Consider the following 22,504-nt stretch of genomic DNA (forward strand, 5'->3'; position numbering starts at 1 on the left):
GGTCAATAAAAAAATAAGGCTTATCCCCCTGTTTCCGGGACCCCCATGACGTGGGGTACGCATGGTCGCCGGACCCACCACAGACTGCACCGACCGGACCCAAGGGGATAAGCTGGAAAAAAAATAAGGCGGCGCGCGGCCCGGGCGGCACGACAAAGGCGCGGGCCGGCCACGGACGTCACCGGTCATGGTCCATGACCGCTGGTCTCGACAACGGTCTGGTCTCAGCGACAGTGTGGTGTGAGTCGGACAGCAGGAGCGGAGGCGACGGCGGGTCGGCGGCGCCTCACCACGCCGGACATCCCGCCCCGCGCCATGCCTCCAGCGCCACCGCGCCCAGGTCGCCCGGGGCGGTGGTGGCCAGCCGCTCCAGCGTGACGGTGGCCCGCGCGCAGAAGCCGTCCCGATCCCGGATGCTGTCGGCGGCGGCGCCGTTGGCCAGGCGGGTGACCAGCCGGTCCACCTGCCCCTGGCCGCCCCGGCCCCGAAAGCGCGTGGTCAGGGAGTCCGCGTTCACGGACAACTGGGTGCGGAAGCGGGTGACGAACACGCCATACGCCTCGCGCTGGTCGCAGGTCAGCGCGGCGACCATCAACCGGGTCTGCAAGGCTCGCGTGGCGATCACCGGTGGCGGCGCCTCGCCCTCGGCGCGCGGTCCGCAGGACGCGGCCGGCGCCGGAAGGTCGGTGACGCCGACCGCATGCGCCGCCTGACCGTCGGTGGCGGCCCCCGCCCCGCCCGGCGTCCCCAGGACCGCCAGCAGGGCCACCACCGCCAGCACGGCCAGCGCCGGCGCCGGAACCAGCGGCGCCCCCCGGACGGTCGCCGCCCGGCGGCGTCGCCCGGATCCTGACGGCTCCGATCGCCGCCCCGCCCCTGTGCGGTCGCTGTGTCTCATGCCGTCATACCGTCCCCGACTCCGTGACGGGTCATCCCGATCGCCGGTCCCACAGGGTAGCCCAGGAGGCGGAAAAAGGGAATCCGGCGCCGCCCCCCTTTGCTCCGAAAACGGGTGAAGTCAGGTCGTTATGGCGCTATTGTCATCCAGCCTGGGATCGTTTCACGCGTGCCCGACCCACGGGGGCGGCGCGTCACCGGACCCCCGGGCATGGCGTTTCGATCCCGGGGTCGGTGGCATGCGGGCGGGCGCCGGTCCGGGCCGGTCGCAAGGGGCGGACCCGGATCACCACACACCGGATGGACCCAACGGAGGATCGCCGCATGAGTGCCTATGTCGCGCCCGTCCAGGACATGCTGTTCGCCCTCGATCTGGCGGGCCTGCCCGATCTGGTCTCGCTGCCGCGCTTCGCCGACGCCACCCCCGACCTGATCGCCGCCGTCCTGGAGGAAGCCGGCAAGTTCGGCGCCGGCGTGCTGGCGCCCCTCAACGAGATCGGCGACCAGCAAGGGTGTACCCTGGAGGCCGATGGCACCGTGCGCCTACCCGAGGGGGCGGTGGACGCCTACGCCCAGTTCGTCGAGGCCGGCTGGCCCTCGCTGCCGTTCGACCCGGCGGTGGGCGGCCAGGGCCTGCCCGCCGCGGTGGGCGTGGCGGTGGGCGAGATCTGGCAGGCCGCCAACCTGGCCTGGGCGATCGGGCCGCTGCTGACCACCGGCTCCATCGAGGCGCTCTCCGCCCATGGCACCGAGGATCAGAAGCGGCTGTTCCTGCCGCCGCTGGTCAGCGGCGCGTGGACCGGCACCATGAACCTGACCGAGCCGCAGGCCGGTTCCGATCTCGCGCAACTGCGCTGCAAGGCCGAACCGGCGCCGGACCTGGGGTCCTGCCTGGGCGGCGACGCCTATCGCATCATCGGCCAGAAGATCTTCATCTCCCACGGCGATCACGAGATGGCGGAGAACATCTGCCATCTGGTGCTGGCCCGCCTGCCCGACGCCCCCCCCGGGGTGCGGGGTATCTCGCTGTTCCTGGTGCCCAAGGTGCTGGTGAACGACGACGGCTCGCTGGGCGCGCGCAACGACGTCAAGGCGGTGTCGCTGGAGCACAAGCTGGGCATCCACGGCAGCCCGACGGCGGTGATGGCCTTCGGCGACGAGGGTGGCGCCGTCGGCACCCTGATCGGCCAGCCGCACAAGGGCCTGGCCTGCATGTTCACCATGATGAACAACGCCCGCCTGAACGTGGGCCTCCAGGGCGTGGGCATCGCCGAGCGCGCCACCCAGCACGCCGCCGCCTACGCCCGGGAGCGGTTGCAGGGCGCGGACGTCACCGATCCCAAGGCCGGCAAGACGGCCATCATCCACCACCCGGACGTGCGCCGCATGCTGATGACCATGCGCGCCAAGACCCAGGCGGCGCGGCTGCTGACCTACTACGCGGTGGCCCAGCTCGACCTGGCCCACGCCCACCCGGACGAGGCGGTGCGCGCCGCCGCCCATGCCCGCATGGACCTGCTGACCCCGGTGGTCAAGGGCTGGTGCACGGACGTCGGATTCGAGGTCAGCGACCTCGGCGTCCAGGTGTTCGGCGGCACCGGCTACATCGAGGAAACCGGCGCCGCCCAGTTCCTGCGCGACGCCCGCGTCTGCCGCATCTACGAGGGCACCAACGGCATCCAGGCCATCGACCTGGTGGGCCGCAAGCTGCTGCACGACCAGGGCGCGGCGGTGAGGACGCTGGTCACCGACATGCGCGCCACGGTCTCGGCCCTGGAGGCCGGCGCGCCGACCCGCAACACCCTCGACGCGGCGTCCCTGGCGCCGCCGCTGGGCGCGGCGGTGGACGACCTGGAGGCCGCCTCGGCCTGGATCCTGGAGCACGCCTCGCCCCTGGCGGCGCAAGGGGCCAGCACCCCCTATGCCCACCTGTTCGGCATCGTCACCGGCGGCTGGCTGATGGCCCGGGCGGCCATGGAGGCCCGGCGCCGCCTGGACGCCGACGAGGGCGACCCGGCCTTCCTGACCGCCAAGATCGCCACCGCGCGCTACATGGCCGACGCCATCCTGCCGTTCACGGGCGCCCATCGGGCGGCCATCGTGGCCGGCCCCGACAGCCTGATGGCGCTGGAGCAGGACTGGTTCTGATCCGTCGGCTCACCGGGCCCGCTCGGGATGACGGCGGACCGTATGGGGTCCAGACGGCCCATGCGGTCGTCGGTCCGAACGCCCATGCCCGGGTGTCCCGGGCCCCGAGGCGTCGGGACCGGGGGCGTCGGAACCGGGGGCGTCGGGACCGGGGGCGGACGCCGGGCCGTCATGACCCAGCCAGTTGCGCCTCGCCGTTCCCGAAGGACCAGTCGATCGGATCGTTTTCCGTCAGGACCACCATGACGTCCTGGCGACGCAGGCCGAGCCGGGCCTCGAGATTCGCGGCGATCGCGGCGTAGAACGCCGTCTTCTGCGCCGGGGTCCGGCCGCGTTTCATCGTGACCGCGATGAAGATGCAGTGGTCGGACCGGTCCACGCCCAGGTAGCCCCGATCGAACAGCAGTTCATCCCGGCCATGCTCCGAAATGACCTGAAACCGGTCGTCGGCCGAAACCCCAAGGCTGTCGACCATGGCGTCGTGCACGGCATCGCCGACGGCACCCTTGTGGTCGGGTCCCTTGCCGACGGGCACGGAGATTCTCAGAAACGGCATGCTGGCGTATCCTTTCGTGTCGCACAAAAGGGGATCCCAACGGTCATGGACCATGACCGTTGGCGGCGAAGCCGGCCCGCCCCCCGCCCCGCCACCCCGGGCGACATGCCCTCGGTGGCCGGGTGGCGGCACGAACCGGTGCCGTGGTGGACAAGACGCCCTCGTCCACCGCTGGTGCTTTTCGAGACTGACCGTCGACGCCACTGGCCGGCGCGCCATCTTACCCGAACGAGGGCCCGCCCCTCCACGACGGGATGCCCGACCCCGGGGAGATCGCGGCGGCGGAACGACCGGACACCGCGGATCCCCCTGCCGCCATCGCGGATCGGCGCGCGGGCCAGGGGCACCTCCGGCGTCCGGCGCGGCCCATTCCCGGGCGTGTTGCTCGGAAATTGATGCGAACGGCCTCTTTCTCCCGTGAACAAACCTCGCTAGACTGCGCTCATGGATGCCCAGGGTTGGCCCCGTCCAGCCCAAGGCCATCAGTCATCCATGGGACGACAGTATGTGGGGTCTTTCACCCAAAACCCTTCCTTTCCGTCAGCCTCACGCGTTCATGGCGTGATGGCGGCCTTCCTCACACCGGGCGCGGAGCCCTAGAACAGGGTGTTGCCCCGGGTTGGCACCCAGCCAGTCCGATCGCGCCTGTCGTTCCAATAAGAAACACGCTCATCACCGCGTTTGGGTCATCACCATACGAACAGGGAACAGAAACATGTCCAATGGTCGCGTCGCTCTCGTCACCGGCGGTACCCGAGGCATCGGCGCCCGGATCAGCCTTGAGCTCAAGGAAGCCGGCTACACCGTCGTCGCCAATTACGGCGGCAACGATGCCGCCGCCGAGAAGTTCAATCAGGAGACCGGCATCACGGTCAGCAAGTTCAACGTCGGCGACTACGAGGCCGTCAAGGCCGCCATCGAGACGATCGAGGCCGAGAAGGGTCCGATCGACGTGCTGGTCAACAACGCCGGCATCACCCGCGACAGCACCTTGCATCGCATGACCCCCGATCAGTGGCACGAGGTGATCGACACCAACCTCGGGTCGGTGTTCAACACCACCCGGTGCGTCATCAACGGCATGCGGGACCGCCAGTTCGGCCGCATCGTCAACATCACCTCCATGAACGGCCAGTGCGGCCAGATCGGCCAGGCCAACTACGCCGCCGCCAAGTCGGGCATGAAGGGCTTCACCAAGTCGGTGGCCCTGGAGGGCGCCGCCAAGAACGTCACCGTCAACAACGTGGCCCCCGGCTACACCGACACCGAGATGGTGCGCGCCGTGCCCGCCAATGTGCTTGAGAAGATCGTCGCCGGGATCCCGGTCAAGCGCCTGGGCTCGGTGCATGACATCGCGCGCGCGGTGCTGTTCCTGGTGGCCGACGAGGCCGGCTTCGTCACCGGCTCGACCCTGTCCATCAACGGCGGTCAGCATATGTACTGATCCGGCGTCCCGCGCGGAGGCCGGCGGATGATCACCCGCATCCGCCGGCGGGATCACCTCCGCGCCGGGAGCACCCGATTTCGCGAGACGGCCACGGACCCTTCCGTGGCCGTTTTCGTATGCGGACGGATCCCGGACAGGCGCGCGCGCCTGCCCCGCCGGACTCAGGGGTGGGACAGCACCGGAAGAAAGCAACCGATAGGTTCGCGGGCGATCATTTCACCAACGATATCAAGTCGGCGTCACGTTTCATGCAAAGCTGTTTTTCTGTTTCTCATCCGAATGACGGCGACCGGCGCAACACCCATTGTTCACCTGGATTATTGAAGCCGCAGGTCGTAAACTTCTTGTGTTCAGGATCCCGACTCTTGGGGGCACGTCGGGCTCTCCCGTCGCCCCGCATGTGCACCGGATCGGCACGGCGTGCAGCGCCTCCTGTTTGACAGTGCCCTCTGTTTGACAGTGCCCCCTGTTTGACAGTGGTCGACACCATGCGCTGGTCCCGAGTGAGGCACGAACGCCCCAGATCACACCGCCGCGAGGCCCGATCCGAACGCCCCGTCTCAAACCGGCGGGCATCCGGACCGGGGCGGCCCCCCCGCCTGCTCGCCCCCGTCGCGGCGGTCGCGGCCGTGGTGATGCTCTTCCCGGCGACCGCCGCCGCCCAGGCGCCACCCCAAGGCTTCGGCGAGACGCTGATCGCCGCGCTGACCACCTCCGACGCGCTGCTGGCCGAGGGGGCGAGCCTTCTTGTCCTGTCCCTGGGCCTGGGCGTCCTGGCCTGGTGGCAAAGCCGCCGCCGGCGCGCCAGCGAACGCGAGACCGAGGCCCTGGCCGACCAGGTGGAAACCCTGCGCGCCGCCATGGCCGCCGGCCCCGATACCTGCTTCGCCTGGCTGTACCGGCCCCCCCGGGTGCTCTGCGCGCGCCGCCTCGCGGTGCTGCTGAACCTGCCGGACGGCACGACCTCCGACATCGGCGCCGTGGTCGCCGCGCTGCGGCCGGACATCCGCCCGGCGCTGACCCAGGCGCTCGACCGGCTGCGCCAGGACGGAACGCCGTTCTCGCTGGAGACCACGCGGGCGGACGGCGAGCGGCGCCTGGACCTGCGCGGCCTGCGGGTCCACGACGCCACCGACAACCGCCCGCTGGCCGATGTCCTGTGGGTCCGCGACGTCACCGACGACGGGCGCGCCGTGGACCGCCTGGCCCGCGAGGCCGCCCGCCAGAGGGCCGAGGCCGACCGGCTGCGCGCGGTGCTGCACGCGCTGCCCCTGCCGGTGTGGGTGCGCGACGGCGACCTGGCGCTGATCTTCTGCAACGCGGCCTGCGCGCGGATGATCGAGGCCGCCGACGCCGCCGACGCCGTGGCCCTGGGACGCGACCTCGCGGTGGGCGAGGTGGGCCGTGACCTGCGGGCCCTGGCCGCCCGCAGCCGGGCGGTGGGGGCGCCGCTGTCGGAGCGGGTGCACCTGGTGGTGGATGGCGCGCGCCGCCTGATGGACGTGACCGAGGCCCCGTTCCTCGACGACTCCGATGGCGGCCAGGACCGCCTGACCGCCGGCGTGGCCCAGGACAGCACCGCCCTGGAGGACCTGGACAACCGCCTGACCCAGGAGCAGGCCGGCCAGGCCGCCGTGCTGGACCGCCTGTCGACGGCCATCGCCATCTTCGGGCCGGACACGCGGCTGAGCTATCACAATCCCGCCTTCGCCCGCCTGTGGCGCCTGGACCCGGCCTGGCTGGACCGGGACGGCCCGGGCTACGGCGCCCTGCTGAACCGGCTGCGCGACCAGCGCGCCTTGCCGGAGGTGGCCGACTACCCGGCCTTCCGCACCGCCGAGGTGGGCCGCTTCACCACCCTGATCGATCCGCTGGAGGATCTGATTCACCTGCCCGACGGCAAGACGTTGCGCCGGGTCATCACCCCCCAGCCCAAGGGCGGGCTGCTGTTCACCTATGAGGACGTCACCGACGCGCTCAGCCTGGAGCGCTCCTACAACACCCTCTCGGCGGTCCAGCGCGAGACGCTGGATCACCTGCATGAGGCGGTCGCCGTGTTCGGCGCCGACGGACGCCTGAAGCTGGCCAACCCGGCCTTCGAGGCCCTGTGGGGCGCGCACGCCGCCGACCCCGAACTGGCCCTTCCCCTGTCCGAGTTCATGGACCTCCAGCAGGCGCGGTTCGCCGACGAGACCAGTTGGCGCCACCATCGCTTCGCCGTGCTGGCGCCCCCCTCGCACCGCGCGCCTCATCGCGGACGGGTGACCCCGCAAGGCGCGATCGTGCTGGACTACGCCTGCGTGCCCCTGCCCGACAGCGGTGTCCTGCTCAGCTACAACGACGTGTCCGATACCGCGCGGGTCGAACACGCGCTGCGCGAACGCGCCGCCACCCTGAGCGCGGCGAGCATGCTGCGCGCCGACTTCATCGCCAGCCTGTCCTATGAACTGCGCACGCCGCTGACCACCATCGCCGGCTTCTCGGAGATGCTGTCGGCCGAGTACCACGGCCACCTGAACGCCCAGCAGATCGACTATGCCCAGTCCATCGCCGAGACCGCCCGCGACATGATCACCCTGCTGGACGACACCGCCGACCTGGTGGCCATCGAGGCCGGGCGCGCCGGGCTGGAGGTGGCCGCCTTCGACATCGCCGACCTGGTGGCCCGGGTGATGACCGTCAGCCGCGACCTGGTGCGCCGCCGCGCGGTGGCCATTCAGGTGGATTGCCCGCCGGACATCGGCTGGATGGTCGGCGACGCCGACCGCATCCGCCAGATCCTCACGCACCTGATGGGGCGGGCCATTCGCGCCTGCGCCGCCGGTGGGCATGTGACCGCGCGGGTCGCGCGCGCCCCGGCGGCGGACGGATCGGAGGTCCGGGGTTCCGACGGCGAGCCCCCGGAGGCCGCCGGCGCCGGGACCGGCCCCGGCGACCAGGGCCTGGAACGCATCGTCTTCAGCGTCGGCGACGACAACGGCGAGACCGCCGGCCGGCGGCTGGCCGCCGGCGCCGACCTGGGCGACGGCGGATCGCTCACCATGCTGCTGGTGCGGCGCTTCACGGAAATGCACGGCGGCACCATGACCCTGCAGGCGCTGCCGGGGACGGGCACCACGGTGATCTGCAGCCTGCCGTCGGGCCGGGCCGACACCATGCCCCAGGCCGCGGCGGACACGCTCCACCGCGACGACGCCACCGCCCCGGCCTGAGTGCTTCCCTCCCCTCGCGCGGACATCGTTTAACAAACGATTCCAACGCGAGGGGAGGTGCACTACACTGCACATGAGAGATACTAGATGTGGTCCCCCAGACGGGGCCTCCCGGACAGGCCCCACGGACCCGCCCGGACGAGGTTCCGACGTCCTGTCGCCCGAGCGTGCCCGTGCCCTTCGAACCGCCCAGCCTTCGCATCCCGCCCCTTCGCGTCCCGCGTCTGCGTGTCGGCGCGGCGTCCGTCGTGCCGGAGGCGCACGAGGCCCCGCGACCCGAGGCGTGCCGGGATCTGGCACCGGCCCCCCCCGCGCGCCTGTCGCCGCACGGGCGGGCGGAGCGGCGCCCGGCCGGCCTGCCCGCGTCGTCCGCCGGCAGCCGTCCCACCTTCGTCGCCGTGGACCTGGGCACCAACAACTGCCGCATGCTGGCGGCCCGCCCGGATCCACGCGGTGGCTTCCGGGTGGTGGATTCCTTCTCGCGCATCACCCGCCTGGGCGAGGGCCTGCACGACAGCAACCAGCTGTCGGAGGCCGCCATGGCCCGCACGGTCGAGGCCCTGCGCGCCTGTGCCCGCAAGATGAGCCGCCATCATGTCGCCGGCGCCCGCATGGTGGCCACCGCCGCATGCCGCCACGCCGCCAACGGGGCGGCGTTCCTGCATCGGGTGGAAGTCGAAACCGGCCTGCGCCTGGAGATCATCCCGCCCGACGAGGAGGCCCGCCTGGCGCTCGCCGGCTGCGCGCCGCTGTTGCGGCCGGGCTGTCGCGGCGCGGTGGTGTTCGACATCGGCGGCGGCAGCACCGAACTGATGTGGGTCGCGCCCGGCGGCGACGCCCGCGACCACGGCGAGGGCGACTCCGGCACGGGTGGCGACGACGGCGAGGGCGGCGTCAACGGACGCGGGCGACCGCGCGGGCCGCGCATCGTCGCCATGGCCTCGCTGCCCGTGGGCGTGGTGACCCTGGCCGAGGCCCGGGGCGGCGACCTGGGCGACCAGGACTATGCGCAGGTGGTGGACGAGGTCCGCCGCGCGCTGCGGGACTTCGACGGGTGCCACGGCATTTCCGAGCGCCTGGCGATGGGCGAGCCCATCCAGATGCTGGGCACCTCGGGCACCGTCACCACCCTGGGGGGCGTGATGCTGGATCTCCCGCGCTACAACCGCGACAGCGTGGACGGCCTGGAGGTGGACTTCCTGTCCATCCGCGCCGTCAGCCGCCGGCTGCGGACCATGACCTGCGACCAGCGCGCCCGCCATCCCTGCATCGGCACCGATCGGGCGGACCTGGTGGTCGCGGGCTGCGCCATCCTGGAGGCGATCTGCGACCTGTGGCCGACCGGACGACTGCGCATCGCCGACCGGGGCATTCGCGAGGGGGTATTGATGGACCTGATGCGGGCCGCCAGGGTGCTGGCATGACCGGTCGCGGCGGGGGACGAGGCGGACGGGGACGCGATGACCGAGGACGGGGCGGCGGCCAGGGCGCCGGGGAGAGTGGTGGCGGTGGCGGCGACCGGCCGGTCGGTTCGGGCCGCAAGCTGCACACCCGGGTGAAGACGGCGCGAGGCCGTAAGACCTCCTCGACCCGCTGGCTGCAACGCCAATTGAACGATCCCTACGTGCTGGAGGCCCGCCGCCAGGGATTCCGCTCCCGCGCCGCCTTCAAGCTGATCGAACTGGACGACCGCTTCGGCCTGCTGCGCCCGGGCCTGCGGGTGGTGGACCTGGGCGCGGCGCCCGGCGGCTGGACCCAGGTGGCCGTCGCCCGCGTGCGCGCCGGCCAGCCGCCCGGTGGCGGCGGCCCCAGGTCCAACGCCACCGGCCTGGTGGTCGGCCTGGACATTCTCGACTGGGAGGATGTGGTCGGCGCCGTCTGCCTGACCCTGGACTTCATGGACCCGGCCGCGCCGGACCTGCTGCGGCATCATTGCGGCGGCCCGGTCGATCTGGTGCTGTCGGACATGGCGGCACCCACCACCGGCCACCCCCAGACCGACCATCTGCGCGTCATGGCCCTGGCCGAGACCGCCTGGGACTTCGCCGAGGCGGTGCTGGCGCCCGGCGGCACGTTCGTCTGCAAGGTGTTCCAGGGCGGCACGGAAGGGGCGCTGCTGACCCGCATGAAACAGCTGTGCGCCAGCGTGAAGCATGCCAAGCCGCCGGCCAGCCGCAAGGACTCGGCCGAGATCTATGTGGTCGCCCAGGGGTTCAAGGGCCGCCCGACCGACGCGTAATCGACCGCGCCGGGCCGCCCCCGCGCGTCCGTCACACTCCGTCATGCCGCCGGCGAATGCCGGTCATGGCCGGCCCGCCCCTTGGCGCGCGCCGCCCGGCATGGCATATCCGGGGCTCCCCCCGATCCAGGCCGACATCCAGGAGGCAGTCCATGGCGTTTCCCGAGGCTCTCACCTTCGACGACGTGCTCCTCGTGCCCGCCGCCTCCGAGGTTCTGCCGTCCACCGCCCAGACCCGAACCCGGGTCACCCGGACCATCGAGCTGGGCGTTCCGCTCATGTCCTCGGCCATGGACACGGTCACCGAAAGCCAGATGGCCATCGTCATGGCCCAGTCGGGCGGCCTGGGGGTGATCCACAAGAACCTGACCATCGAGGAGCAGGCCGAGGAGGTCCGCAAGGTCAAGCGCTACGAGTCGGGCATGGTCGTCAACCCCGTCACCATGCATCCCGACCAGCCGCTCGCCGATGCCCTGGCCATGATGGCGCACCACAAGATTTCCGGCATCCCCGTGGTCGAGCGCGACACCGGCAGGCTGGTGGGCATCCTCACCCATCGCGACGTGCGCTTCGCCACCAACCTGGACGAGCCGGTCAGCGAGTTGATGACCCGCGAACGGCTGATCACGGTGGCCGAGGGGGTGTCGCAGGACGAGGCCAAGCGGCTGCTGCACCGCCATCGCATCGAGAAGCTGCTGGTGGTGGACGACGCCTTCCGCTGCGTCGGCCTGGTGACGGTGAAGGACATCGAAAAGGCGTCCACCTATCCCCATGCCGCCAAGGACGAACGGGGCCGGCTGCGGGTGGCCGCCGCCACCGGTGTGGGCCCGGACGGCCTGGCGCGGGCCGAGGCGCTGCTGGAGGCCGGCGTGGACGTGGTCGTGGTCGACACCGCCCACGGCCATTCCAACGGCGTGCTGGACACCGTGACCCGCGTCAAGGCGCTGTCCAACTACACCGGGGTCATCGGCGGTAACGTGGCCACGCCCGACGGCGCCAAGGCGTTGATCGACGCGGGCGCCGATGCCGTCAAGGTGGGCATCGGCCCGGGGTCGATCTGCACCACGCGCATCGTCGCCGGCGTGGGCGTGCCGCAGTTCAGCGCCATCCTGGAGACCGCGCGCGTCTGCCAGGACGCCGACGTGCCGCTGATCGCCGACGGCGGCATCAAGTACTCGGGCGACCTGGCCAAGGCCATCGCCGCCGGCGCCGACGTGGCCATGGTGGGATCGCTGCTGGCCGGCACCGACGAGGCCCCGGGCGAGGTGTTCCTCTACCAGGGCCGGTCCTACAAGTCCTATCGCGGCATGGGCTCGGTCGGCGCGATGGCCCGCGGCTCCGCCGACCGCTACTTCCAGCAGGAGGTGCAAAGCACCCTCAAGCTGGTGCCCGAGGGCATCGAGGGCCGCGTGCCCTACAAGGGGCCGGCGGGCACCATCCTTCACCAGTTGATGGGCGGCCTGAAGGCGGCCATGGGCTACACCGGCAACCGCACCATCGCCGACCTGCACACCCATGCCCAGTTCCGCCGCATCACCAACGCCGGCTGGCGGGAAAGCCATGTCCATGACGTGGCCATCACCCGGGAAGCGCCGAACTATCGGGAGACGCTTTAGAGAGGGCCGGGGACCGGGGAGCGGCCAAGGCGGCGGTTCCCCCGGTCCCGGCGCCGTCTACTCCACCGGGGTGATCGCCTCCCAGCGATGCACCACGTCCAGGCCGTCCAGCACCACGCCGTCGAAGCCCAGGTCCATCAGGCCGACGAAGTGCTCCCCCAGGTGCGTCTTCCAGTCCGGATCCCAGTATTCGGTGAAGTAGGCACCGGGCCGATCGCGCACCGTGGCGGACAGCCAGCGGGGATCCCCCAGGCGCCACTTGGGTTGCCAGTAGTAGGTATCCTCCCGGGCCAGGGCGACGTTGAAGGTCGCCAGCACCATCCGCCGCGCGCCCAGCTTCTTGTAGCGCAACTCGGCCACCTGCTGCGCCGTTAGCGCCCGGCCGCCGATGACGAACGGATTGACGATGATGATGTCGTGGTTGGTGGCGCGCAGCGCCCCCACCAGCAGGCTCACGTCGCCAAACCCGCCGCCGTGCTCCAGCACCAGCGCCGAGCGGGCCTGACGCGGATCGGTGATGTTGTCGGCGTTCTCGCCCATCGGGCGACCGCCGGGCACGCGGTCCAGCCGGCCGTGGTCGTCGGTGTCCACCAGCAGCAGCACGCCGGCCTCGGCGGCCAGCCGGTGCGCCTCGACCACGCCCTCGGCGTCCACGCAGTGATCGACGGACAGCAACGCCATGTCCAGGTCGCGCAGTACCGCCAGCGTTTCCGGATCCAGCGGCGGTTGGCCACAGAACTGGCCGTCCAGCACCAGGCCGTCGACGGCGCCGACGAAGCCGCTGCTGATCTCGCCCACCCCGGCGGCCGGCGAGTCGGGATCGACCGCGCCCAGGCCGGCCTCGACGGCGCGCGCCGCCTCCAGCACCGCCTCGCGGCGGTCGCGCACGGCCAGCGGCGCCCCGCCCCGGGCCAGGATGGCGAATCCCGGATCGCGGGCGCGGGCATAGCGCGCCAGCTCGCGGACGATGGCCCGCAGCTCCTCGCGGAAGGCGGGGATGGCCCAGGGGGGCAGCGACAGCAGGGGCTCGCCGGGACCCTCGGGCTCGGCCACCGGCTGCTCCGCCCGCAGCGCCTCCAGCAGGGTCGGGCGCGGCTCCGGATCGTACAGCCCCTCGGGCTCCATGCTCTCCTGTTCGGGCGCGAGGCCCAGATCGCGGAGCTGCTCCATCAACCGCTGGGTCCCCATGACCGGCGGGCCGACCGGCGAGTCCGAGGCCGCCGGGTCCTGCGCCCGGGCGGCGGGGGGCGGCGACATCACCGCCCCCAGGGACAGCGCGGCGACAAGCGCGCGGGCGGGCCAGACGGACCGGCGGGCGGGGTATGAGCGGTTGGCTTTCATGCGGCGACCTCCGCCACCATTTCGGCGATCGCCAGGCAGGCGGTCAAGCCCGGACTCTCGATCCCGTAAAGCGCGGTGTATCCGGGCACGCCGGTCTCGCGCGGGGACTGGATGACGAAATCCCGGGCCGGCGCGCCCGGTGCCTGGATCTTGGGGCGGATGCCGGCATAGGCGGGATGCAGGGCCCCGTCGGGCAGATCGGGCCAGTAGCGGCGAATGCTGGCCTCGAAGGCGGCGCGGCGACCCGCGTCCACGGTGTAGTCGACGGCGTCGTCCACCCAGGCCACGTCCGGGCCGAACCGGCCCTGGCCGCCCAGGTCGCGGGTGTAGTGGATGCCCAGGCCGGCTTGGCCCGGCACCGGATAGACCAGGCGGTGGAACGGCGGGCGCCCCGACAGGGCGAAGTACACCCCCTTGGCATGGTGGAGCGGCGGGATCGGCGCGGCGGGCACGCCGGCCAGCGCGCGACTCAGGGGCTGGGCGCCCAGGCCGGCGCAGTTGACGACGCCATCCGCCCGCAGCGTCATCGGCGCGGCCCCCCCCACCGCCAGCACCACGCCCGCCGCCTCCACCCGGCCGCCGACGACCGGCGCGCGCACCGCCAGCATGGCCCCGGCCGCCTGGGCGTCCCCCAGCAGCGCCAGCATCAGGCCGTGGCTGTCGACGATGCCCGTGGTCGGCGAGGCCAGGGCGGCGGTGCAGGCCAGGCCGCCGGGCTCCAGGGCCATGGCCTCGGCCGCCGTCAGCCAGGGCAGGTCCACGCCGGCGGCGGCGGCCCGCGCCTGGACGGCGCGCAACCCGTCGATCTCCGCCGCGCCGCCGGCCGGGGTGGCGACGATCAGCTTCTCGCAACGCTCATGGGCGATGCCGCGCTCGGCGAGATAGGCATACAGAAGCGTCTTGCCCCGCACGCACAGGCGCGCCTTGAGGCTGCCCTCGGGGTAGTAGACACCGGCGTGAATCACCTCGCTGTTGCGGGCGCTGGTGACGGTGCCGAAGGTCTCGGCGGCCTCCAGGAGGATCACCTCGCGGCCCGCCCGGGCCAGGGCGCGGGCCACCGCCAGGCCGACCACGCCGGCCCCCACCACCACCCGCTCGACCCGCTCCATGCCGCCGCTCATGTCCTTGCCGTCGCACACCCGGGCCTGCCGGGCACACGCCGTCCGTCCGTCTGGGTGTCATCACGTCGCGGCGGGAGTGTGCGGACCGGACCGGCGCCGGTCAAGGTCCAGCGCCCTGGATCAGTCGTCCAGGCGGACGATGACGTCCACGCTCTTGATGCGCGTGCCGTCAGGGGCCTCGGGCAAGGTCCCGATGGGGATCTGCTGTCCGGGAATGTCCGACAGCTTGCCGGTGCGCTCGTGGAAGAAATGGTGGTGCACCGAGGTGTTGGTGTCGAAATACGACCGCCCGGCCTCGACCACGATTTCCCGCAGCAAGCCGACCTCGGTGAACTGGTGCAGTGTGTTGTAGACCGTCGCCAGGGACACCCGCATGCCGGTGGCCAGGACCTCGGTATGCAGGATCTCGGCCGTGATATGGCGATCGCCGGCGTCGAACAGCAGATGGGCCAGCGCCAGACGCTGGCGCGTCGGCCGCAGGCCCGCGTCACGCAGACGATCGGCGGCCGTGGGGTGCTGGGCCATGTCCATCAAGGCGCTCCTGCTCTCCAACCGGTTTCACGGCCTATCCCATGCCACCAGGGCGCGCGGCCCACGCCGGCATGTCCGGCCCGGGCCCGTGGCGTCCCTCGGGCTTCCCTCGCGTCCGCCGTCAGTCTCCGGTCTCGATCCGCGCCACCAGTTCCCCGACGGACGGCACGCGCCCGTTGGCAAAGAAGGGATCCGTTGCGAATCGGTAGGCGTTGTGACCGGCAAACATCAACTCATTCTCGATATCACCACCATGAGCGATGTTCTGCAAGGTTTTCTGAATACAAAATGATCGGGGATCCGCGCGCCGCCCCGTGTTTCCCTCGTCCCCTTGCGACCAATTGGAGAAGGCGCACGCCGACAGGCACCCCATGCAATTGATCTGATCGGCCAGGATCTCCCGCGCCTTCGCGGGCGTCACGTAGATCAGGGTGGAGTCCGGGGTGCGCAGAACCTCGGTATGGCCCTCGGCCATCCAGTCCTTGATCATGTCCAGGGCGGACTCGGGCACGAACACCTGGCGACCGCGCGCGCCCACCGCCAGGGCCGCGTTGTGGGTCTCGTCGGGTTCGCTGGCGTAGGGCACCTGGCGCGCGCTGCGGGCTTCCAGGTCGTCCAGGAACGCGTTGCGGACCGCCGACGAATAGAAACCGGTGGGGCTGAAGCGGTGCAACAGCACGTCGCCCTTGGCCAGCCGCAACAGGCGCTGCTTCCAGGACTCGGGGATGGGGCTTTCCCGCGTCAGCAGCGGCCGGGTGCCGAACTGAAAGGCGATGGGTCCCAGATCCGGGTTGTCGATCCAGTCGGCCCATTCGCGCAGGTACCAGACGCCGCCGGCCATGAAGATGGGCACCTCGGGCGAGCCGGCCTCGCGCATGGACTTGCGCAGCGCCGCCACCCGGGGGTAGGGCGATTGCGGCTCGCGCGGGTTCTCGCTGTTGGACAGGCCGTTGTGCCCCCCGGCGAGCCAGGGGTCCTCGTAGACCACGCCGCCCAGCCAGTCGGCGGTCTTGCGATAGCTGCGCTTCCACAGCGCGTTGAAGGCCCGCGCGGAGGAGACGATGGGGTAGTAGGACACCCGGAATCGCTCCGCCAATTCGCCCAGGCGATAGGGCATGCCGGCGCCGCAGGTGATGCCGTGGATCAGGCCGCGCGCGCCTTCCAGCACCCCCAGCAGAACGCGTTCGGCGCCCCCCATTTCCCACAGCACGTTCATGTGCACGCGGCCGGCCCCGCCGGCCATCTCATGGGCGATGCGCGCCTGGGTGATGCCCCCCTGAATGCCGAAGGCCACCAGCTCCTCGTGACGTTCCCGGCGCGTCTTTCCCTTGTAGATCTGGGGAAGGATGTTCCCGGCATCGTCGTAGCTGTCGGCGTTCACCGCCGAGAAGGTGCCGACCCCTCCGGCCGCCGCCCAGGCGCCGGAACTCTGTCCGTTGCTGACCGCGACGCCCTTGCCCCCTTCCACCAGGGGCAGAACCTCTCGTCCGGAAATCTTGAGCGGATTGAGACGCTTCACACTCGACCCTTTCGCCTGATCCCAGTGGCCCATGAGCGAGTCTCATCGGCCTTATATCTCTTGGGGCCGTGGTCCGACCCGCGCCCACACCCGGCACCCCCGACGCGCGTGACGGGCCCCCCGGGAGACCGGCCCGCGACGACGCGCGCCCCTCGGGCCTCCCCTGGCGACCCACCGCATCCTGTGTTGGGAGAGGGGACATGGAAGGGAAACCGGCCGGTTCTCACGCCAACGACAGCCCCACCCGGGCGCCTCCTCGACCATGGTGTTCGCGGCGGCCTCGGACCTCCGTCGACGGCGGACCACAATCACCCGAAAACCCGCCGGGAATCCACTGGATTCGTGTGATGTCCCGCATGGGTAGCGGTCCACAAAAATCACGCGTCACGCCATGGTTCGACACGCGGCCGCTCAAGCACCCGCCATCGGCAACAGAACCTCGGGGCGATCGGTGAAGATGCCGTGCACGCCCCAGTCCCACAGGTTGGCGGCCCGCCCCGGATCGTTGACGGTGTACACCATCACCCGATAGCCCGCGTCCAGCACCTCGGCCACGTCCCGCGCGCGGATGACGTCGGCGTCGGCGTGCACCGCCCAGACGTCGGCGGCCTCGGCCTCCGACCGCCAGTCGTCGGTCAGCGCGCCCAGCAGCAACCCGCGCGGCCATTGCGGCGTCACATCGCGGGCCACCCGCAGCGCCGGGCGGCTGAAGCTGGATACCAGCAGCGGCGGCGCCGCCGCCGGCCACATCGCCCGGGCCACATCCAGGGCGACGACGGCGGTGTCGGTGTCGCGCCCCGGGGCGGGCTTCAGTTCCATGTTGGCACCCAACCCCATATCCGCAAGCAGGTCCAGGACCTCCTCCAGGGTGGGCACCAGTTCGCCGGCGAAATCGGGCGCGAACCACGTGCCGGCATCCAGGTCGGCCAGGGCGGCCAGCGTCGTCTCGGCGACGCGGCCGGCGCCGTCGGTGGTGCGCTCCAGGGTATCGTCGTGGATCACCACCGGACGGCCGTCGGCGGTCAGCGTGACGTCGAACTCCACCCAGCGCGCGCCCAGTTCGGCGGCGCGGCGAAAGGCCGCCAGGGTGTTCTCGGGCGCCGAGGCCGAGGCGCCGCGATGGGCGATCACGGCCGGCACGGCGGCGGCGGGGGCGACGGTGGTCATGGGGTGTCCTCCCTTGCGAGGGCGGCACGATACGAACGGTCCTTGACCATGACCGTTGGCATGACAGGGAGCGGGGCCGAGGTCTCCCCCGGCCCCGCTCTGCTGTCGGACGCCCCGATGAACGGAACGGTGCCCGCGCGGTCAGTCCGCCGGCGCCGTCAGATCCTCGCCGGTTTCCTGATCGACCTGCTTCATGGTCAGCTTGACCTTGCCGCGATCGTCGAAGCCGAGGACCTTCACCTTGACCATGTCGCCCTGGTTGACGACGTCGGTCACCTTCTGCGGCCGCTTCTGCGACAGCTCGGAGATGTGCACCAGGCCGTCGCGGCTGCCCAGGAAGTTCACGAAGGCGCCGAACTCGACCACCTTCACCACCTTGCCGTTGTAGACCACGCCCATCTCCGGATCGGCGGCGATGCCCTTGATCCACTCCACGGCGCGTTCGGCGTTGGCCGAGTCGGTGGCGGCGATCTTGATGGTGCCGTCGTCCTCGATGTCGATCTTGGTCTGGGTGGTCTCGGTGATCTCGCGGATCACCTTGCCGCCGCTGCCGATGACCTCGCGCACCTTGGACGGGTTCACCTTGATGGTGGTGATGCGCGGCGCGTTGCCGGAGACCTCGTCGCGGGCGCTGGTCAGCCCCTTGGCCATCTCGCCCAGGATGTGCAGGCGGCCGTCGCGGGCCTGGTTCAGGGCGACGTCCATGATCTCCTTGGTGATGGACGTGATCTTGATGTCCATCTGCAGGGCGGTGATGCCCTCGGCGGTGCCGGCGACCTTGAAGTCCATGTCACCCAGGTGATCCTCATCCCCCAGGATGTCGGTCAGCACGGCGAAGCGGTCATCTTCCTTGATGAGGCCCATGGCGATGCCGGCCACCGGGCGCGGCATGGGCACGCCGGCGTCCATCAGCGCCAGCGACGAGCCGCACACCGTGGCCATGGAGGACGAGCCGTTGGACTCGGTGATCTCGGAGACCACGCGCATGGTGTAGGGGAAGTCCGCCTTGACCGGCAGCAGCGGCCGGATGGCCCGCCAGGCCAGCTTGCCGTGGCCGATCTCGCGTCGGCCGGCGCCGCCCATGCGGCCGGTCTCGCCCACCGAATAGGGCGGGAAGTTGTAGTGCAGCATGAAGTGCTGGCGGTACTCGCCCTCCAGCGCGTCGATGATCTGCTCGTCCTGGCCGGTGCCCAGCGTGGCGACCACCAGGGCCTGGGTCTCGCCCCGGGTGAACAGGGTCGAGCCGTGGGCGCGCGGCAGGAAGCCCACGTCCACCTCGATCGGGCGGACCGTCTTGGTGTCGCGGCCGTCGATGCGCTGGCCGGTCTCCAGGATGGAGCCGCGCACGATGTCGGCCTCCAGGGCCTTGAAGGCGCCGGGCATCAGGGCCTGGCCGGCCTCGTCGTCGGCGAAGGCGGCGGCCACCTCGGCCTTCACCTCGGCCACCTTGGCCTGGCGGGCCTGCTTGTCCGCCTCGGCATAGGCGGCGCGCAGCCCCTCGGCGCCGATCTCGCGCACGCGGGCGGCCACGGCCTCGGCCTCCGGCGGCGGTGGCGGCACGTCACGCGGTTCGCGCGCGGCCTTCTCGGCCAGGTCGATGATGGCGTCGATGACCGGCTGGAACTGCGCGTGGCCGAAGGTCACGGCGTCGAGCATGATCTCCTCGGACAGCTCCTGGGCCTCGGACTCGACCATCAGCACGCCGTCCTTGGTGCCGGCGACCACCAGGTCCAGGTCGGACTCCTTGACCTGATCGAGGGTCGGGTTCAGCACCAGCTGGCCGTCGATGTAGCCCACGCGCGCGGCGCCGATGGGACCCAGGAAGGGCAGGCCGGACAGCGTCAGGGCGGCGGAGGCGCCGATCATGGCGACCACGTCGGGATCGTTTTCCATGTCATGGCAGAGCACGGTGCAGATGACCTGGGTCTCGCACTTGTAGCCCTTGTGGAACAGCGGCCGGATGGGCCGGTCGATCAGCCGCGAGACCAGGGTTTCCTTCTCGGTGGGCCGGCCCTCGCGCTTGAAAAAGCCGCCGGGGATCTTGCCGGCCGCGAAGGTCTTTTCCTGGTAGTGCACGGTCAACGGGAAGAAGTCGATTCCCGGACGCGCGGCCGAATCGCCGACGGCGGTACACAGCACCGTGGTCTCGCCCAGCGAGACCAGGACCGCGCCGTCCGCCTGACGGGCGACACGGCCGCTTTCCAGGACCAGCCGGCGGCCGCCCCAGTCGAGTTCGGTGCGGGATACGTTGAACATGGACATGCGTCTTGTCTTTCTCTTGCAAGCTCGTCGCCGCCCGTATGCGCACCCACCGGCCGCAGACTCGCGCGAGCACGCGGGCCCCTTGCGTCCCTGTCGGCGCGGTGCGGCCATCGGCCCGGCGATCCCGTCCCGTCGAGGGACCGGGGCGCGGTGGGTCGGCGGACGAACGCCAGGGGACACGGAGAGGGGGCCGGCGTCTCGGCCGGACCGATCGACGGTCCGGCGTGCCGGGGGCGGGAGTCCGGGTCCAGCCCGGAATCCGCAACGCGCGGGGGGCGCGGTCCCGCGATCGGCGTGAGGATCGGCCTACCCGGCCCTGGTCGGGTCCCGGTTTCGGTGGCCGGCTCACTGCGCCCTGATTGCCCGTGTGACAACGAAGGGGACACGGGCGATCCCCCTTTTTTACTTCCGCAGGCCGAGTCGGCCGATCAGGCTTTCGTAGCGCGCCTGCTCGCACTTCTTGACGTAATCCAGCAGGCGCCGGCGCTGGCCCACCATCATCAGCAGGCCCCGGCGGGAGTGGGTGTCCTTCTTGTGGACCTTCAGGTGTTCGGTCAGGTTGATGATCCGTTCGGTCAGGATGGCCACCTGCACCTCGGGCGATCCGGTGTCGCCTTCGTTGGTGGCGTATTCCTTGATCAGGTCCTGCTTGCGTTCGGCGGTAATCGACATCGGGAACTCCATGAGGTCGGGGCTGGGCCGCCCCGAAGGCGATTGGGTAACGACCGGACGCGCGGGCGGGCTGGGCCGCGCCCCCTCCGGATCGACTGGGACAAACACGGGGGCCGGGCTCACCGTGGGGGACCCCCCGGCCAACCCGGTCACAGGTTCATGACGCGGACCGGGCGGATCTCTCCGCCGACGATCCGAACCATCGCCACCAGACGCGACCCCGCCATGGCCCTCAGGACCGTGTCGGCGTCCGCCCCTTCCGGTCCCGTGTCCACGGGAGACCGGGACAGCACCGGCAGCACGGCCAGCGATTGCCCCAGGGACAGGCGGCAGGCTTCGGCGTCCGTCAGGGCCAGGGCCGGGATGTCGTCCAGCGCGGTCTCGACGGACAGAAGAAGCTCGGAAGGGTCGAGACTATGCCCCACGGCGTCCAGCTTTTCCAGGGAAATCGCCTGGGACTCGTCGAACGGCCCGCAGGCCAGCCGGCGCAATCCGGACATGTGGGCACAGGTCCCCAGCGCCTCGGCCAGATCGCGGGCCAGCGACCGCATGTAGGTGCCCTTGCCGGACCGCACCAGAAGGGTGATCCGATCGGGATCGGCCCGGGCCTCGGCCTCGGCGGTCAGGATGTCGATGGCGTCGATGCGCACCAGGCGCGGACTCAGGTCCACCGGCTGGTCGGCCCGCGCCAGATCATAGGCGCGCTTGCCGTCCACCTTGATGGCCGAGAAGCGGGGCGGCACCTGCGACACGGTGCCGAGGAAGGCCGGCAGCGCGGCCCGGACCTCGTCCAGGGTGGGCCGATGGGCGCGGGTTTCGGTCACCCGGCCTTCGGCATCGTCGGTGTCCCGGGCCTCGCCCCAGCGGATGTCTAGGCGGTAGACCTTGCGGCCGTCCATGACGTGGCTCACCGTCTTGGTGGCCTCGCCCAGGGCGATGGGCAGGATGCCGGTGGCCAGCGGATCCAGGGTGCCGCCATGGCCCACCTTGGCGGCGTCGGTGGCCCGGCGAACCCGGGACACCACCCGCGTGGAGGTGATGCCTTGCGGCTTGTCCACCACCAGCCAGCCGTGCACCGGCTTGCCCTTGCGCCTACGTCCCATCGCATCGTCCGGAGTCGGCCGCCTCGGGGGCGGGCCCATCCCCAACCCGATCCGGGTGATCCCGGTCGAGATCCCGGGCCACGTCCGGGCGGTGCAAGATCGCCTCGATGCGATCGGCGGTATCGAAGGTCTCGTCCACCGCGAAGGTCAGGTCGGGCACGTGGCGCAGATTGACCTTGTGGGCCAGTTCGTGGCGCAGGAACGACTTGACGCGCTTGAAGCCGGCCAGCACCTCGGCCTCGGCCATGTCGCCACCCCCCAGCGGCACCACGTAGACGGTGGCGTTGCGCAGGTCGGGGCTGACCCGTACCTCGGTGACGGTGACCGGACGCCCGGCCAGGGCCGGATCGCGAATATCGCCCCGCTCCAGCGTCCAGGCCAGCGCGTGGCGCAACTCCTCACCGACGCGCAACTGGCGCTGGCCGGGCGGACGGGCGGTCCTCTGCGACGAGGCGGACCGGGTGGCGTCTCGTCTCATGATGACGCGACTCCCTGTCTGGATGAGAAACGTGAGAGGGGAGAGCGCCGTCGCATCATCGCCCCGGCGTGTCGCCGGGTCCCCGGTCCCGTCCCCGCGAGGGAGGCGGGAACCGGGGGTCATGCTCCATCGATCCGACGCGGGCCTCGCCCCGGTGCCGGACGCAGGCGACCGGCCGCTCGTGCACTGATCCAG

The 22,504-nt window shown here is 71.2% G+C and carries 17 protein-coding genes; 6 read left to right on the plus strand and 11 right to left on the minus strand.

Annotation, left to right across the window (positions count from 1 at the left end):
* Window positions 1–286 precede the first annotated feature (286 nt).
* Window positions 287–898, minus strand: coding sequence for a hypothetical protein (locus GGD89_RS00470; protein WP_184042132.1), 612 nt, complete (start codon window positions 896–898; stop codon window positions 287–289).
* Between the two features lie 323 nt (window positions 899–1,221).
* Here GGD89_RS00470 and GGD89_RS00475 point away from each other — a divergent pair, with 323 nt between their 5' ends.
* Window positions 1,222–3,045: an acyl-CoA dehydrogenase gene (locus tag GGD89_RS00475; RefSeq protein ID WP_184042133.1), complete on the plus strand. Its 1,824-nt coding sequence runs from the start codon at window positions 1,222–1,224 to the stop codon at window positions 3,043–3,045.
* 169 nt (window positions 3,046–3,214) lie between these two features.
* Here the strand turns inward: GGD89_RS00475 and GGD89_RS00480 are convergent, their stop codons facing one another.
* Complete coding sequence (locus tag GGD89_RS00480) at window positions 3,215–3,601, minus strand: tautomerase family protein (RefSeq protein ID WP_184042134.1); 387 nt, start codon at window positions 3,599–3,601, stop codon at window positions 3,215–3,217.
* Window positions 3,602–4,316: 715 nt separating this feature from the next.
* Here GGD89_RS00480 and phbB point away from each other — a divergent pair.
* From phbB to guaB, 5 genes are all read left to right on the plus strand, one after another.
* Window positions 4,317–5,045: an acetoacetyl-CoA reductase gene (phbB, locus tag GGD89_RS00485; protein WP_184042135.1), complete on the plus strand. Its 729-nt coding sequence runs from the start codon at window positions 4,317–4,319 to the stop codon at window positions 5,043–5,045.
* A 638-nt stretch (window positions 5,046–5,683) separates the two neighbouring features.
* Window positions 5,684–8,260 (plus strand): sensor histidine kinase, encoded by a 2,577-nt coding sequence (locus tag GGD89_RS00490; protein WP_246422181.1) that lies wholly within the window; start codon window positions 5,684–5,686, stop codon window positions 8,258–8,260.
* 173 nt (window positions 8,261–8,433) lie between these two features.
* On the plus strand, window positions 8,434–9,684 hold the full coding sequence (locus GGD89_RS00495) for a Ppx/GppA phosphatase family protein (protein WP_343058471.1): 1,251 nt from the start codon (window positions 8,434–8,436) through the stop codon (window positions 9,682–9,684).
* Window positions 9,681–10,499: an RlmE family RNA methyltransferase gene (locus GGD89_RS00500; protein ID WP_184042137.1), complete on the plus strand. Its 819-nt coding sequence runs from the start codon at window positions 9,681–9,683 to the stop codon at window positions 10,497–10,499. The genes GGD89_RS00495 and GGD89_RS00500 overlap by 4 nt, the downstream gene beginning before the upstream one ends.
* Window positions 10,500–10,651: 152 nt before the next feature.
* Window positions 10,652–12,115, plus strand: coding sequence for an IMP dehydrogenase (guaB, locus tag GGD89_RS00505; RefSeq protein WP_184042138.1), 1,464 nt, complete (start codon window positions 10,652–10,654; stop codon window positions 12,113–12,115).
* A gap of 57 nt (window positions 12,116–12,172) precedes the next feature.
* On the opposite strand, the gene GGD89_RS00510 is transcribed toward guaB, so the two are convergent.
* The 9 genes from GGD89_RS00510 to rbfA all read right to left on the minus strand — a co-directional run bounded on the left by GGD89_RS00510 (window position 12,173) and on the right by rbfA (window position 22,309).
* Window positions 12,173–13,456 carry a hypothetical protein gene (locus GGD89_RS00510; RefSeq protein ID WP_184042139.1) on the minus strand — a complete coding sequence of 428 codons (1,284 nt, stop codon included), beginning with the start codon at window positions 13,454–13,456 and terminating at the stop codon, window positions 12,173–12,175.
* Window positions 13,453–14,577 carry an NAD(P)/FAD-dependent oxidoreductase gene (locus GGD89_RS00515; RefSeq protein WP_246422144.1) on the minus strand — a complete coding sequence of 375 codons (1,125 nt, stop codon included), beginning with the start codon at window positions 14,575–14,577 and terminating at the stop codon, window positions 13,453–13,455. The genes GGD89_RS00510 and GGD89_RS00515 overlap by 4 nt, the downstream gene beginning before the upstream one ends.
* Before the next feature lie 120 nt (window positions 14,578–14,697).
* A complete protein-coding gene (gene irrA / locus GGD89_RS00520; protein ID WP_184042140.1) occupies window positions 14,698–15,108 on the minus strand; it encodes an iron response transcriptional regulator IrrA in 411 nt (136 codons plus the stop codon).
* A gap of 121 nt (window positions 15,109–15,229) precedes the next feature.
* The gene (locus tag GGD89_RS00525) at window positions 15,230–16,660 is read right to left on the minus strand and encodes an NAD(P)H-dependent flavin oxidoreductase (RefSeq protein WP_221238254.1); all 1,431 of its coding nucleotides are present in this window, start codon (window positions 16,658–16,660) and stop codon (window positions 15,230–15,232) included.
* Between the two features lie 378 nt (window positions 16,661–17,038).
* Entirely contained in the window at window positions 17,039–17,794 is a 756-nt protein-coding gene (ugpQ, locus tag GGD89_RS00530) for a glycerophosphodiester phosphodiesterase (protein ID WP_184042141.1), read from the minus strand.
* A 141-nt stretch (window positions 17,795–17,935) separates the two neighbouring features.
* Window positions 17,936–20,056: a polyribonucleotide nucleotidyltransferase gene (gene pnp / locus GGD89_RS00535; RefSeq protein ID WP_184042142.1), complete on the minus strand. Its 2,121-nt coding sequence runs from the start codon at window positions 20,054–20,056 to the stop codon at window positions 17,936–17,938.
* Window positions 20,057–20,458: 402 nt separating this feature from the next.
* Window positions 20,459–20,728 (minus strand): 30S ribosomal protein S15, encoded by a 270-nt coding sequence (rpsO, locus tag GGD89_RS00540; RefSeq protein ID WP_184042143.1) that lies wholly within the window; start codon window positions 20,726–20,728, stop codon window positions 20,459–20,461.
* 149 nt (window positions 20,729–20,877) lie between these two features.
* A complete protein-coding gene (gene truB / locus GGD89_RS00545) occupies window positions 20,878–21,831 on the minus strand; it encodes a tRNA pseudouridine(55) synthase TruB (protein ID WP_184042144.1) in 954 nt (317 codons plus the stop codon).
* Entirely contained in the window at window positions 21,821–22,309 is a 489-nt protein-coding gene (gene rbfA / locus GGD89_RS00550; RefSeq protein WP_184042145.1) for a 30S ribosome-binding factor RbfA, read from the minus strand. Before rbfA ends, truB begins: the two co-directional genes overlap by 11 nt.
* Window positions 22,310–22,504: the final 195 nt, after the last annotated feature.

This window comes from Roseospira visakhapatnamensis (genome assembly GCF_014197915.1).
Lineage (GTDB): Bacteria > Pseudomonadota > Alphaproteobacteria > Rhodospirillales > Rhodospirillaceae > Rhodospira > Rhodospira visakhapatnamensis.

What these genes read in the sequence shown, in the direction of transcription:
- irrA (WP_184042140.1), bottom strand. Translation starts at nt 15,108, where the DNA reads ATGGACATGGCCCAGCACCCCACGGCCGCCGATCGTCTGCGTGACGCG.
- rbfA (WP_184042145.1), bottom strand. Translation starts at nt 22,309, where the DNA reads ATGAGACGAGACGCCACCCGGTCCGCCTCGTCGCAGAGGACCGCCCGT.
- GGD89_RS00480 (WP_184042134.1), bottom strand. Translation starts at nt 3,601, where the DNA reads ATGCCGTTTCTGAGAATCTCCGTGCCCGTCGGCAAGGGACCCGACCAC.
- GGD89_RS00475 (WP_184042133.1), top strand. Translation starts at nt 1,222, where the DNA reads ATGAGTGCCTATGTCGCGCCCGTCCAGGACATGCTGTTCGCCCTCGAT.
- phbB (WP_184042135.1), top strand. Translation starts at nt 4,317, where the DNA reads ATGTCCAATGGTCGCGTCGCTCTCGTCACCGGCGGTACCCGAGGCATC.
- truB (WP_184042144.1), bottom strand. Translation starts at nt 21,831, where the DNA reads ATGGGACGTAGGCGCAAGGGCAAGCCGGTGCACGGCTGGCTGGTGGTG.
- GGD89_RS00470 (WP_184042132.1), bottom strand. Translation starts at nt 898, where the DNA reads ATGAGACACAGCGACCGCACAGGGGCGGGGCGGCGATCGGAGCCGTCA.
- ugpQ (WP_184042141.1), bottom strand. Translation starts at nt 17,794, where the DNA reads ATGACCACCGTCGCCCCCGCCGCCGCCGTGCCGGCCGTGATCGCCCAT.
- GGD89_RS00500 (WP_184042137.1), top strand. Translation starts at nt 9,681, where the DNA reads ATGACCGGTCGCGGCGGGGGACGAGGCGGACGGGGACGCGATGACCGA.
- rpsO (WP_184042143.1), bottom strand. Translation starts at nt 20,728, where the DNA reads ATGTCGATTACCGCCGAACGCAAGCAGGACCTGATCAAGGAATACGCC.
- GGD89_RS00510 (WP_184042139.1), bottom strand. Translation starts at nt 13,456, where the DNA reads ATGAAAGCCAACCGCTCATACCCCGCCCGCCGGTCCGTCTGGCCCGCC.
- GGD89_RS00525 (WP_221238254.1), bottom strand. Translation starts at nt 16,660, where the DNA reads ATGGGCCACTGGGATCAGGCGAAAGGGTCGAGTGTGAAGCGTCTCAAT.
- pnp (WP_184042142.1), bottom strand. Translation starts at nt 20,056, where the DNA reads ATGTCCATGTTCAACGTATCCCGCACCGAACTCGACTGGGGCGGCCGC.
- GGD89_RS00515 (WP_246422144.1), bottom strand. Translation starts at nt 14,577, where the DNA reads ATGAGCGGCGGCATGGAGCGGGTCGAGCGGGTGGTGGTGGGGGCCGGC.
- guaB (WP_184042138.1), top strand. Translation starts at nt 10,652, where the DNA reads ATGGCGTTTCCCGAGGCTCTCACCTTCGACGACGTGCTCCTCGTGCCC.
- GGD89_RS00490 (WP_246422181.1), top strand. Translation starts at nt 5,684, where the DNA reads ATGCTCTTCCCGGCGACCGCCGCCGCCCAGGCGCCACCCCAAGGCTTC.